Here is a 13,091-nt window from a genome sequence, read left to right as displayed (position 1 = left end):
CTCGGTAAGTACCGCTTTCGGGTAGGACGAACGTCCGGTTGGGATCGTTATACGAAAAATAACTACTGTACTTAATAGGGCGCATCTAGGAGTTGGGGGAGGAGTTAGAAGGGGAGAAACAACTCCCATCTGAAAACAAGTCATCAAAGCGACTATTTACCCAGGCCAGACGTAAATGTAACAGGTGATTAAAGCCCTCACTGCTCCACCGCATACCCACCCCTTTAAAGCGCTGTTGTATCAACCATTTACAAGCACTCTCGACCATGCCCGAGCCTCTTGGTATTCCTTGCTCTTCAAAGGCTTGATAAGTAATGTGTTTTTCGTGGGCCTTAAAATAATCATGTACTCGTCGGATGCTCTGGCGTTGACTGGCTTTTAAAGAGGGAGAATTAGCCCGAGTATTTAGCTCACTGATTACTCCTATTGAATTGCCATGCCTCAATTCATGCCGCCAATGTTTAAACCAGTCTTTTGCAGCGCGAGTCCGGCCATCTTTATATGCAGCCGCCGCTGACCATAAATGTCCAGCCGCATGATAAAAATCTAAAACCCCTACTACGTTTAACGGCTCTAAAAATTGATAATATAAATTCCCGAATCCTACGGCTCCGTCAGATAGCCAGACTACCTTAGAGGCAGTTTGAAGTCCAGAGCGCAGGGCTTCTACCATCAGTCGGGGAGCTAGGTCATGAATATTTCCGAGAACCCCAACTAGACGACGGTTATGTAGCCTGGTTGCGGGTTTACCCTCGCGGGTAACATACGCTCCTAATCTCGCTATTATCCCGACTTTTATTTCTCTCCATTGCGTTGCTCCAGACGGACTTTTTTCCTGGGGTCTAAAAGGCACCATCACCCCATCACCCGCTATAGCTAAAGCCATTGACTGGAACTCATCCGATAGTTGTTCAGGACTGGGGCTTTCTCCTTGGGAAAAACCGGTGAGTTCTTCCGCTCGTTGGGACGTGGCCAACCGTCCCTTTTGAGTAATCCAATTGGCTATTGTTTGAGCGCAAACTTTAATACCAGTTAACTGTGAGAGTAAATGCGAAGTGATTTCAAACGGAACAAAAATTGCTAATAAACATCCCAGTTTAACCACTTCATCCGAGGTTTTTTGGTCAGGTTTGATTAAGAGCAACTCGTCAAGAGGTACATATAGACTACCAGGACACTTGAGCGGGCAACGCCCCACTCGGCGAGACCAGTTCACTCGTCCCACAAGGGTTAGCATTGAACGTTGTTGAAAACCTCTACTATTCAAACGAGTCCCACAATGTGGACAAGAAGGCCATTGGGTCGGTAATTTGGCTCGTCTTGTCAACTCCCCCTCTACTACTGGCCTTGCCAATTCTAATCCAATGCCCCATGCTACCCACACGAGTGCAACTAGACTCGATGCTGTTTCTAGTTTTGAATAGTAGCTTGGACAGTCGAGGTCCTCAGCCATCAATCCTTCCAGCCGTGTTATCATACTCTTAGTTTAAATTTTTAGTGAGCCGGGAATGTGTGCAACCACATTCCCTCTTTTTATTCTACTCCTTCCTGGACCTCTCCCGAACCCAACCCTGTGAAGGTCCCTCCCCTAACTGCTGGATGCGCCCCATTGACCCGTCCATTCCTCCTATCACCCCTTAGCTGCTTTCGCTTTCCTTTTTTACACCAAATTTTTCTTCTTATTACTCTTAAACTAAATCCACTTTCGTCCCAAAACCATACCTGCAAAAGCTCAGGGGTTTCTTTTTCTATCCTTAAATACTCGGATAATTTTTTCTTAAACTCTTTTCTCTCTTCCTCATCCCTCTTAGACTCTAAGCTATATTTTCCCCAAATGTAGACATACTTTTTTTTAGCTAATATCCTTCTGACTTGGGAGCCACTCAGTTGAATTCCGGTTATTTCATGCAAATAAGTAGCTAATCTATGAGCCGTCCATCGTCCAAATTCATATCCTAACTCAGTCGGTTCTTTGGATAGGGTTTCTAATAAAAGGTTAACATACTCTTCAGTGGCCTTTTTGTTATTGCCTTCCATCCTCTTGTCTTTTAAACTTTCCCGATTATCCGGGTCTCCATGAATACACCAATGGCATACTGTATTGATGGAGACCCCGATAAATTGAGCAATTTGAGCTTGAGTCTTCCCATCGTTCAGTAAGAGAAGCATTAAAATCCTTTCTCGGATCTTCCCATTGGGTTCCTCTTTCAGGGCTTTTTGAAGTTTTTTGACTTGTTCATGCGTTAAACAATTGGCAGCTGGCATGGGCTTGATTGTTATGGTAGGTCTGACTATTATACCAATTTAAATGCTGAACAGCTTATATTATGGGTTGCTAGTAGCAAAGATGGCTTTATATTCAAAAACGTCATTTTACTTGACTTGACATAATAGATTTCTTAAAATAAAATATATAACACAATGCTTTTTAGTGGATTAAGAAATAAGACTATGGGAAACGCTCTTGAAATAAAATGCCCTTATTGTGGATATACCGGAAAACATAAGGTTATTAAAACTGTTCATCAACCATATAAATGGAATGAGGAAACAGATGTTTTTTTTAAAGATCGACTTGGGAAAGGTTTGTCTTACCGTTTACGAAAAAAGAAGTGTGTATATAGTTTGTGCAAAGGAGAATTTGATACCGTAGAGATGTTACGGGATTATTTAAAGGTAATGGCTGAGGCAATTACCGACCTTGACCAATCGAAGAAACAAGAAAAAATGTTTAAAAATAAAGTTATATCTTTAGAGGAAGAAATAAAATTTATGCGAAAACAAAAGGCAGATTTAGAGATCAAACTAATAATTCAAGAGGAAAAATACAGAAGAGTTGTAACTTATTGGCAAGCTGCACCTATTGAAAAAAGTATTTCTCTGGCTGGAGTTGAAAACTTTCAAGAAAATGAAGAAGACGAAGAATCAGTGGAAGAATAAGAGGCATTTATTTATTTTAAATCGCTTCATTGTAACATGAATGAGGCTATAGTAGCTCCCAAATTTTCCTGGTTGAAGGAATGCCTAAAGCATTAGGCATAGCTCCGATATGCGGCGCTCGCGGATTGTCTGCCTCAGCACGTAAAAGACAATTCTTCCCTTTCGTGAGAAAGGCAATCTACTCCCTAAATTGCATCGGCAAACTGGGAGAAATTTGAGTAACGTAAGGAGTGCGAGCATCTTGCTCGCTATTTGACCCTAAATGTAGAGGCGATTCGCGAATAGTCTCTACATTTAGGGTTTGCCCTTCAAAAATGCGTAAGTCCTGTCGCGATTTGAAGAAGTGAGCAAGACTCTCCCACTCCTAGTCTAATTTACCCCGACTCTATCTTAGCCCGCGCCCACTGGCTTCATTCCAGTTGCACCGTTCAAAGTATCCGCCTATCTACCTCCTGCCTTTCTTCTGATTCTTCCGCGCTACTTCTAACAGATTTTGCTTCAACAAATACCCAAACCCTGCCTTGTCCAACCGCAAGACCAACTCATCCTTACTCTGTCCCAATTCCCGGGCGGTTATTTCTAAATTCCAATCATATTTTGCCAACTGACTTAACAAATAGACCCGGCGGGTTTGGGCGGCGGATAAGCGATAGGTTTTTAAATATTGAATCTCTCCGTCTTCTGAAATAATCGCCTCTCCGATATGATTCTCTCCCTTGGTTTCGAGGTCGGTGATAAACCGCTGTAGTCCAAAGCTTTTTAAAGTGTAAACTCGCTGACTCTTTAACGATCGCCCTAATAAATCCCCTGCCATAAATCCGGGGAACTTTCCCCAGTGCGATCGCATCTCAGCTACGGCCTTCCTTAACTCCTTCAAACTCTGGATTTTATCCGCTTCAATGGCAACATTCATCGGCAATACTGTATCATAAAGTAACCCATATTGAAATATCAATTCCCCATAAAAATCTTCTAATAAAGTGCTATGTAAGGCGCGATAATCTTGGGGGTTGGGAACGATAAAGGCAGAGGCGATCGCATCGGCAACAAATACCAACACTCCCACTTGATTCTCGTGAATTTCAAACACCCGCAAGGCGTCGGCAAATCCTCCGACTGCCCGTCCACTGTATGACATTTCCCCCCGCGAACCCAATCCCTCGGATAGCGCTTGCCGGGAATACTCCTGCCATGCGATCGCCGGTCCCGAAAAAAACATCCCCAAAAATCCCTCCATTGCTAAATGCAAGGGCAGAAATCTCAGGGAATTCTCGCTTTCCCGTTTCGCCATCCGGTGCATCACTCGCACTTTCGCACAACCATAATCGACAACTTTGCCATCCCGTCCCTGCAATTGTGTCCCGAATGCCACATCCGTTGTTCCTTCGTCCCAGGACAACACTAACCCATGCGGAATATAGGAAATATAGCTCATCTCCGGTTCCTGCATCTTCCCCTCCACTGCCACCGAGGAGAAATCTTCCCGGTAGCGGCGCTGTCGCAGGCGTAAATCCGGGCGGAAATGCGATCGCAACAACGGCACTAACCGAATCCCTCCATAAACCTGGGATGGCGCAATCTCTAACCCGCGCAAGGATAATTTATCCAACAATGATACCTTGTGACTCATACCCCATCCTATTATCAAAATTTTCTTAGCCCGCGCAGGCGGGCTTCGTCCGTATAGCCTCCGGGCTTCAGCCTGCGGGGTATTTTATACAATCACCCGTCCTGTTCCTCCCCCAACAATTGCCTCACTTTAGCCGCGAGATATGCTTCCAAATCCGCTAATTCCGCAGCCCCCTCGGCAAAGCGGGCAAATCCCAGCAGGGTGGGCAAATCCTCCGCTTCCCGCAATCCCACCGTAGGAATCGCGGGAGTGAGACTGCGTAATAAAAAGTCATCGGAATCAAACACGGGATTACAATGAACAATAGCAGTCTGTCCCTGAACATCTAACTTAGTGCGGTAAATTTCCAGCACTTGTGCCGCACCTCCGGGAGGGTCGTTTTCCCATCCATCGGAGACGATCGCCACTAAATCCGCACCCCATTCCAAGGCATCCAATACCGGCGTCGCTAAGTCCGTTTGTCCCCGAGGAGTGACTAACAGCGCCTCGGGTTGGGGTACTGTCCAAAATGCCCGATACTCTTGCGCTGCGGCTTTTAGCAGATAATGGGCAGCTAAGGCAATCCCCAGGGGACGCCGCCGCTTTTCTGAGGAACCGGAGGTGGAATAACTGCAATCGAGGACTGTGGCGACTCGTCCCAGGTGCAGGGGAGAGCGTTGTAAGGTGCGACGGGCGGCGCTGTCGAGGGCGTCATCTAGGATAGCAAAGCGATCGCCTCGTTCGGCCCGGGATAACGATAGCACATAGAGAGCTAACTTTGTCAAGGGCATCTGGGCTAAATCTACAGCAATTTCCTGTTTCCCCCGATTGGCCGTTTTTTGCAAGCGTAATTTTTCCCCCGGCGTCATTTGTTGCTGAATGCGATCAAGGAAAATCTCACGTTTGATTCCATGTTGTGCCGCAAATCCTTCGGCAACGGTTACGGGTAAGGCATAAATCGCCTCGCGATCATATTTTGCTTTCCGAAAATCCTCGAAAATAGCTGTTTGATAAGCTTTGATTTTCGTCGGATCGAATAAAAATGCTGCCAGTTCTCTCTCTAATTTGAGATGATTATGAATGGCAACTGCCCGTAATTTGGCGCGATATTTCACCGCTTGAAAGCTGATATCCCGGCGAGATTGGATATAATCTCTCACAACTGCCCGACTGCGCCGGTTATTGATTCCCCGGCGGCGAATTTCTGCTAATACTTTCCATGCCCGTTGTGGCGGCAATTGATTTAAGGCAGCGGCAATTAACGCCCCTTCCTCCTGGCGATGTTCCGGTGAGGTATCCCGTCCCGTCGCCAACAGTTTTAAAATGATTTGGGCGCGATTAAAATGATTGATGCCTGCGGCTAAGGTGCGGGCATATAATAACCGATAATTGCCTAAGATATAGTCATGCAAAAAATCAAGAGAAACACCCGTCCCATAATGATTACTATAAAATTCCCGCTGTCTTGTACAAGAGAGACAGGCATTAATAAACATGACTAAATCTTGGCGTTCAACTTGGGAAACCTCTTTTGACCACTGGGCGTCCACGCTACAACAGTCCTATTTAAAAAAGGGCTAACAAGGGGAGTCACGGCACGACTTGTAGAGTCTAACTTTACAGGTTATTTCCGGAAGTCGCACCAAAGTCCCGCTTGTTAGCTGATTTGAGATTAACATGATGAATCGGGAGTCGTCATCAGGGGTAAATACTCATTTGAAGATAACTGTCAGTGTGCAGGGTACCGGAAAGATGCGATCGCGATCGTATCTTGGGGGCGGTTTCATCACGGTTCCCTTATTATTTCCAGAATAAGATAAATATAGAACAAACTGAGGGAGGTTTTTGCAATGGCAAACCAAACCAAACCACTCCGCCAGAATCCGTTTATCACCTATCGCGACCCCGATACGGGAAAATGGTTGGTTGTGAAGCAACAACAACAACAGGCAGCATAAGGGGCAATTTGTTATCACCGTTCCTGGAGGCGGGATGACTCACAGGTGCGCCTTAAGGGGTTACACAATTTTTTGAGTTGATTAAGAGAAAAAAATTTAGCGATCGCCTTCCAATAAATAGGCGATCGCCCCAAGAGTGGGTGATTGAACTCCGTGCAACAGGCATAGGTTCTATCAACCCACAGGTTTTTTTGTCCGACAGCGATGAAGTGCCTACACCGGCATTAAGAAATTGGAAACATTTTCGCTTCCAATGACTTGAGAAACTCCGTATTCACCCCCGATTCGCGAGTCAGGGCAATTTTACCTGTGCGGGAAATTTCGCGGATACCGAACTTGGCGAGGACCTGGACGATCGCCACCATTTTACCCGGATCTCCCACCACTTCAATAATCAGCGAATCTTCCGCCACGTCTACCACCCGCGCCCGGAAAATTTGGGCTAGTTCCACAATTTCAGGGCGGTTATTGCTGTTCGCATTCACCTTCAGCAGCATCAACTCCCGTTCGACGCAGGGAGTCTCCGTGATATCCTGCACCTTGATCACATTAATCAGCTTATATAGTTGTTTCGTAAGCTGTTCAATCACGCGATCGTCCCCGGGTACCACCATTGTAATCCGAGAAATGCCTAATTGTTCTGCTGGACCCACCGCCAGACTTTCGATATTGAACCCGCGACGGGCAAACAGTCCAGCAATCCGGCTCAAGACCCCGGCTTCATCTTCCACCAAAACAGACAGAGTATGTTTCATAGGACAAAAGCGACCCCACCAGGGCGATCGCTACTATTTTTTGTATTCCATTCAGTCTATGCCAGCTAATTTTATCCTGCCCTGCCAGGGTAACCCCAATTTTTTAACAAAATCCTCAACTCTGGTCATTTATCCAGGGGACCGCTGCCCCTCCATCCTTAACTCGAAAAGCAAACTCCGTAAGGGTTACAGATTGATAAATCCCCCACTCTGACCCCGTTCTAAAATTACCCAGCCTCGGCGGTTTTCCTTTAAAACCCTTGCAGACTGAATTTGAGGGCTGCTCATTTTTCCGGATCCCCAGCATCTCCCCCGAAAAATGCCTCAGTCTCCCCACCCAGGGACCTAATTCCCCACCCAGATCCTCCTCGGTGCTGGGCTCCTGGGGAGTTAACGAGGCTACAATGATAGCGACTATCAAACGATAGGATGGAGGCGAACCCGGATTTCTACCAGTTTACGCTGACAGTTGACTGAGAAATCCTCCTAGAGATGGAATGGAACCACTCTGAAGTTCGCATAAAATCTGGAAACCCTTGAAAATTTAGGAGTCAATGACAAATGGGTTTGTTACAAAAATTATTCAATATCGGAAAACCGGACAAATCTAAAGAGACAACGGTGCAAGCACCCCCAGCCTCAAATCCTTCTGCTCCCGCACAGACCTATTCCGTTCCAGCCGCACCCCAAAAGCCAGACATTCCCCCAGAACGGTTAGGATTAAATGGGGAATATGACGAGAGCGGCCTCGCCAAGCGTGTGGCCCTGGCCCTGGATGAAAATCCCAGTACCACCAATTTTGACCGTCTCTGGATCGCCCAAACTAGCAGTACCGTGGTATTTAAAGGAGAAATTCCTTCCCAAGCCGATTTGGATCGAGTGGTGGGAATCGCTCGTGGGGTTTATGGGGCCAAGGATGTTAAGACAACTGAAGTAAAAGTTGGCTAATTTTCCCCTTTCGGGAACTTTAAAATAGAACGAATTTCCAACGAGCGAGCTTTCTAGGTCTCACTCTAGGGGTATAGCATTGCTATACCCCTATCTTGTTTGCGTTTCCACAATATCGGTGCAATGAGAATTTCCCAAAGCAGGTTACTCTAAAAAATAATTAGATAACCCATCTCAAATTAATTCTGACCCTTCCGAAGGAGTGGATAGGGTGCGTCAGAACCTCTCAGTTACCGGGGGTAACCGTTCGCTCTGACACACCCGACAATCCCGATTCGGGTTGAAAATTGCTAGATCACTTCGGAGCAGATCCAGCACTTTCCGGTTCGGGTAATGGATCTTTAAACGCCACGCGCAACAACGGGGGTGCTACAAACGTTGTTAGAATCACCATCATAATAATCGCCGCTTCTAGGGACGGAGAGAGTGCGCCACTGGCGACTCCCACCCCAGCAAAGACTAATCCAACTTCCCCTCGGGGAATCATGCCGATGCCGATCGCCAGTCGGTTGATACCCGGTTGACCAAAAACGGCAAACCCCGCCATCACCTTCCCTATCATCGCCACCACAATCAGAAAGGCGGCAATAATCAGCCCTTCGCGATTGCTGGGAACCGCCGGATTGAGAACTCCCAGATTCGTTTTGGCACCGACTACCACGAAGAAAATCGGAACAAAGAAATCCGCCAGGGGAACCACATCTTCCTGCAGTTCCTGTTGTTTTTCCGTTTCCCCAAGAACTAACCCGGCAGCAAATGCCCCCAGAATGGCTTCTAATCGAATTGCCGCACCCACATAAGAGAGGACAAAGGCAATAATTAGGGCCGTAATTAGCAAAGGTCCACGGGTCTTGAGTTCTTTGACAAAAGCCACATAATAGGGACTCAGAAAGCGTCCCAAGATAATCACACCGATTAAGAAAGCGCCTGCACTGACAATCAAATAGGCAATATTGGTGATTTCGATTTCACCCGTTTTGACTAGACTGGCGACAACGGCCAAGACAATAATCCCGAGGATATCATCGAGCACCGCTGCACCAATAATAATCTGGCCTTCTTTGTCACCCAGACGGCCAATTTCAGCCAGAACCTTGGCGGTAATGCCGATACTGGTCGCAGTCAGGGCTGCCCCGGCAAAAATGGCTGGGATGGTGGCGACATGAAACAGGCTAATTAAGCCCAGGGTTCCCGCACCAAAGGGTAAAACCACCCCAACCACGGCCACCACTGCTGCTTGGGGTCCGTATTTAATCAGTTCTTTGAGTTCTGATTCCAGACCAATTTCAAACAGCAAAATAATCACCCCGAGTTCTGCCAAAATTGCAATGACTTCACTCTGGGCGGCAAAGGTGGCCGCAAGGGCTTCGGGTTCCAAACTGGTGGTGCTTTGCAGGAAGTTCATGAGCACCGAACTGCTGCCATCTTCCCCGCCTTCAGGGAAAACAATCAGCTTGAGGACGGAAACCCCAATGATGACACCGCCCACAAGGTCACCTAAAACCGGAGGCAGGTTAATCCGCGCACAAATCTCGCCGCCAATTTTGCTGGCGAGGTAAATCACAACTAAACTCAGTAGCACTCCCGCTACGACGATCGCTTCGTCTACCTTCACCGAGTGAGCGGCTGGGGCCACTTCGGTTCCTGCTGTTGCCAGCAGGGGAAGAGTTTGGTCCAGGAAGGAATTAAAAAGTGTTGTGGTGAGGGAATTCACCCATATAAGGCTCTCTGCCATTTATTTTGCAGAACTCGTCCTGTCTAATGTACCTGTTTTGTTCACCAGACTGACGCCCTCGAACTCAGAAACCGAATTTCAAAAGTCATCATCACAGTCCAAAATGCGGATGGCGGTTGTTATCGGATTTGAAGCGTCAGTCTGGATTTATTGTCTTCCCATAAGCAGCGAGTCCGATCGCAAAAAATCTTATGGTTACTATAATTACCGAGGGTTGTCAGGCCCGAGGACGAGGGGCAAAACCGGCCAGATGTCTTCTGCCACTAAGGTTCCGGGTCCAAAGGGGAGGACCGCTCAGTTAAATAAAAACTCGGTGTTGCAAAGAGGGCATTTGGCGACGCACTTGTTCGAGGCGCGAGGGGCTGATTTCGGCGATCGCTACTCCGGGTTTGTCTCCGGCATCGGCTAAAATTGTACCCCAGGGGTCGATAATTAGGGCGTGACCGTGGGTATGTCTCATGCCATAGTGCCGCCCAGTTTGTGCCGGGGCGATCGCATAACAGGTATTTTCAATCGCCCGCGCTTGTAGCAAGATCTGCCAATGATCTTTGCCGGTATAAGCCGTAAAGGCAGCCGGGATAAATAAAACTTCTGCCCCTTTATAAGAAAGATGGCGATACAGTTCCGGAAAGCGCACGTCATAACAGACTGATAATCCCAGATTCCCGAGTTTCTCGGAGTGATAAATCGGGGGGAGGACCTCTCCTGCTTTAACCGTACTTGATTCTTGATAGGTGTTCCCATCGGGAACGTTGACATCAAATAGATGGACTTTTTGATACCGTGCCACTTCCTGTCCATTCGGTTCTACCAGGATGGCCGTGTTGTAAACTTGAGCTTGATTTACGGGTACAGGAAAGCCACCTCCGAGGATGGTGACTTGATACCGCTGAGCCATTGTTTTGACAAATTTTTCGCTTTCAACGGCGATCGCTTCAGCTTGGTGAACCTTTTCTGATTCCTCTCCCAAAAACGAAAAATTCTCCGGTAACCCAATTAATTCGGCACCCCGGCGCACAGCCAGATCGATCAGTTCTTCTGCCTGAGCCAAGTTTTTGGCAAGGTCCGGCACGCTGGTCATTTGAATCGCGGCAGCTAGGTAAGATTTCATCTATGCAACTCGAAATTTTTAGCAGGTTAGGAGGGTCTGGCTCTAGTCGGTTGGGTAGGCGGTGCGATCGCTGACGAGATTGCCTAAATACCGATGGGCTGGCGATCGCCGGACAATCCCCAAAAGCGCGATCGCCCCGACTAGATAGACTTCCTAATTGATCCCCAATTTTATCAGAGATTTAACCCACCGAAACAATGCCTCCTCACCGCCTAAACCCTTATCTCCTCCACCCCCAAGAACCACCCCTCTTTTTTCTCCCAGGTTCCCCATTATTTGCCATTTTTAATCATAAAACTGTCGGAATGTCAATAACTTTGTCTCTCCCCTGCGCCCCATGAGTTAAGGCCGCGAAATTCCCCTTAAGTCTTAACCCCTCAAACTCGCCTAAATGGGATGTAAAAGCCTTAACTAAACCCCTTTCTTATTAAAAATCCACATTAATACAGCCATTTTTTTATATTCAATTTTTATTTGTTCCCTCACCAAATCCCCGGTTTTTTATTATTCTATTCTCCTAAAATCGCAAAAAATTGAATGGCTTTTAATCCTTGACTTCACTTTCCAGGGGTAAATTCCACTTGTGGCGTCAATAGTCAGCCTCTTAATCCGCCCGACCTCTACCTAAAGGAGGATAAGCCCACCCTCTTCTTTCTAAAGATAGATTTTATTCTGATTTATTTACCGTCATGAAACAACAAAGGAACTGTGTTGGTCATGAATTGGCAGCACGGTATTTTTATAAACTGATCTAATGAGGAGTACATTTTCATGAATGTAATTAGCCAAATCGCACAGCAGGCATTAGTGACAGGTTATCTGACCCTGGAAGCCGAAGAACGCCTCCGTTTGTTGTTACAACAGACACAATATGATATCGAAGATTTTCAGGCGTTTATGCTGTTGCAAAAGGAGGCGATGAAAGGTCGAGTTAGGCAAGAGTCCCGGGAGTTACGGCAATCTCATCAGCACATAAGCGCCGCAGCTTAACCTCAATCAAAGCAGTCTGGATGTCTAGGTTATTGATTTTTTCGCCCTGGATGGGGCTTGAGGAGCAAAGGGGGTCTAATCCGGGGTACAGCATGGGGGAGAAACCAGATTTTCTAAAAAAATCTGGAGCAATTTGCCCCAAAGAAAGGGCCAGAAACCTGCTAACAGTTCCTTTGATTGAAGAGGGTACTGATGGTCTAGTCTTGATTTTAATTTGTTGCGCCCATCCTAGGGGTTGCTAAGGCTGTTTAAGCGGTGGATGGGGTACTTCCAAAGGTTTGAGGGAATGGGGTTTAGCCCCTAAAGCCCCTGTCGAACCGAGGTTTTATGGATAAAGGCCCCCCTTAGAGGAGCGATCGCCACTGCCTCATTGCCTCTTTCCCCCTCACCAAAATAAAGTCTTGACTTTTCCGGGGAGGATGATGCTATAATTAAAAACAACTGTCCGGGATGTAGCGCAGCTTGGTAGCGCGCCTGCTTTGGGAGCAGGATGTCGCAGGTTCAAATCCTGTCATCCCGATTCTATCTATTTCGTCAATAAAATGAACCAGGGGTTTAGAGTATTCTTCGGTAGCGGGGGTAAGTCGTCACCAGGGGTGCGATCGCCCTTCCCGGGTCATGAAGAGGGATATTTCTAAAATTACACCTATTTTTTTTGAGTTCATTTTGTCGCTACACCGAAATAAAACCCTGGGAATGAGTATCCCCAAGAGGATGATAAGAGATAGCTAGGCTGCTATAATAGACTGCGATAATAAAGGGCTAGATCGCTCAGGCTGAAGCCAGCTTGAAGGCAGCTAAACAGGGTTAAAGTCGGTGTTTAGGATAATTGGGCACTGGGCAAACCCCAGCGCAAGTCTAGGTACTGAAAGGAGATTCGAGCCAGATCCGAGGAGAGGGGGCTTACGCATATCTTAACAGATAACGGAACTCTTCCCTATTCAGAATAGTCCTCGACACTACCAACGGGGTTGCCCTTAGAAACGCTACAGATAACAACCCGGATCCCTCAGAATTCTGTAATTAGGGGAAAATCTGTTGTAGA

At 46.9% G+C, this 13,091-nt stretch carries 9 protein-coding genes, 1 tRNA gene and 1 pseudogene; 4 read left to right on the top strand and 7 right to left on the bottom strand.

Going from position 1 to position 13,091, the window contains the following annotated elements:
* Positions 1-85 precede the first annotated feature (85 nt).
* Positions 86-1,477, bottom strand: a complete 1,392-nt coding sequence (locus tag NG792_RS24475) for an ISKra4 family transposase (protein ID WP_261237113.1) — start codon at positions 1,475-1,477, stop codon at positions 86-88.
* A gap of 131 nt (positions 1,478-1,608) precedes the next feature.
* Positions 1,609-2,265, bottom strand: a pseudogene (locus NG792_RS24470) (IS630 family transposase); the annotation flags it as partial.
* A 186-nt stretch (positions 2,266-2,451) separates the two neighbouring features.
* Here NG792_RS24470 and NG792_RS24465 point away from each other — a divergent pair.
* Positions 2,452-2,940 (top strand): hypothetical protein, encoded by a 489-nt coding sequence (locus NG792_RS24465; RefSeq protein WP_261237112.1) that lies wholly within the window; start codon positions 2,452-2,454, stop codon positions 2,938-2,940.
* 445 nt (positions 2,941-3,385) lie between these two features.
* Here NG792_RS24465 and NG792_RS24460 read toward each other — a convergent pair whose 3' ends face one another.
* The 3 genes from NG792_RS24460 to ilvN form a co-directional block, all read right to left on the bottom strand.
* Positions 3,386-4,549, bottom strand: a complete 1,164-nt coding sequence (locus NG792_RS24460; protein WP_261237111.1) for an ARPP-2 domain-containing protein — start codon at positions 4,547-4,549, stop codon at positions 3,386-3,388.
* Between the two features lie 113 nt (positions 4,550-4,662).
* Complete coding sequence (locus NG792_RS24455) at positions 4,663-6,099, bottom strand: hypothetical protein (RefSeq protein ID WP_261237110.1); 1,437 nt, start codon at positions 6,097-6,099, stop codon at positions 4,663-4,665.
* A 632-nt stretch (positions 6,100-6,731) separates the two neighbouring features.
* Positions 6,732-7,262: an acetolactate synthase small subunit gene (ilvN, locus tag NG792_RS24450; RefSeq protein WP_015146637.1), complete on the bottom strand. Its 531-nt coding sequence runs from the start codon at positions 7,260-7,262 to the stop codon at positions 6,732-6,734.
* Positions 7,263-7,823: 561 nt separating this feature from the next.
* Between ilvN and NG792_RS24445 the strand changes: the two genes are divergently transcribed.
* On the top strand, positions 7,824-8,210 hold the full coding sequence (locus NG792_RS24445) for a BON domain-containing protein (RefSeq protein WP_261199215.1): 387 nt from the start codon (positions 7,824-7,826) through the stop codon (positions 8,208-8,210).
* A gap of 295 nt (positions 8,211-8,505) precedes the next feature.
* On the opposite strand, the gene NG792_RS24440 is transcribed toward NG792_RS24445, so the two are convergent.
* On the bottom strand, positions 8,506-9,945 hold the full coding sequence (locus NG792_RS24440) for a cation:proton antiporter (protein WP_261199214.1): 1,440 nt from the start codon (positions 9,943-9,945) through the stop codon (positions 8,506-8,508).
* A gap of 298 nt (positions 9,946-10,243) precedes the next feature.
* Positions 10,244-11,056, bottom strand: coding sequence for a carbon-nitrogen hydrolase family protein (locus NG792_RS24435; RefSeq protein WP_261237109.1), 813 nt, complete (start codon positions 11,054-11,056; stop codon positions 10,244-10,246).
* 771 nt (positions 11,057-11,827) lie between these two features.
* On the opposite strand from NG792_RS24435, the gene NG792_RS24430 reads away from it, so the two are divergent.
* Positions 11,828-12,046 carry a hypothetical protein gene (locus NG792_RS24430; protein WP_261199212.1) on the top strand — a complete coding sequence of 73 codons (219 nt, stop codon included), beginning with the start codon at positions 11,828-11,830 and terminating at the stop codon, positions 12,044-12,046.
* 446 nt (positions 12,047-12,492) lie between these two features.
* Positions 12,493-12,566, top strand: a tRNA-Pro gene (locus NG792_RS24425).
* Positions 12,567-13,091: the final 525 nt, after the last annotated feature.

The organism is Laspinema olomoucense D3b, assembly GCF_025370785.1.
GTDB classification, from domain to species: domain Bacteria; phylum Cyanobacteriota; class Cyanobacteriia; order Cyanobacteriales; family Laspinemataceae; genus Laspinema; species Laspinema olomoucense.
Note: the sequence above shows the minus strand (reverse complement) of the source record. Positions and strands in the feature narration are given on the sequence as shown.

What these genes read in the sequence shown, in the direction of transcription:
- NG792_RS24475 (WP_261237113.1), bottom strand. Translation starts at nt 1,477, where the DNA reads ATGATAACACGGCTGGAAGGATTGATGGCTGAGGACCTCGACTGTCCA.
- NG792_RS24465 (WP_261237112.1), top strand. Translation starts at nt 2,452, where the DNA reads ATGGGAAACGCTCTTGAAATAAAATGCCCTTATTGTGGATATACCGGA.
- ilvN (WP_015146637.1), bottom strand. Translation starts at nt 7,262, where the DNA reads ATGAAACATACTCTGTCTGTTTTGGTGGAAGATGAAGCCGGGGTCTTG.
- NG792_RS24445 (WP_261199215.1), top strand. Translation starts at nt 7,824, where the DNA reads ATGGGTTTGTTACAAAAATTATTCAATATCGGAAAACCGGACAAATCT.
- NG792_RS24440 (WP_261199214.1), bottom strand. Translation starts at nt 9,945, where the DNA reads ATGGCAGAGAGCCTTATATGGGTGAATTCCCTCACCACAACACTTTTT.
- NG792_RS24435 (WP_261237109.1), bottom strand. Translation starts at nt 11,056, where the DNA reads ATGAAATCTTACCTAGCTGCCGCGATTCAAATGACCAGCGTGCCGGAC.
- NG792_RS24430 (WP_261199212.1), top strand. Translation starts at nt 11,828, where the DNA reads ATGAATGTAATTAGCCAAATCGCACAGCAGGCATTAGTGACAGGTTAT.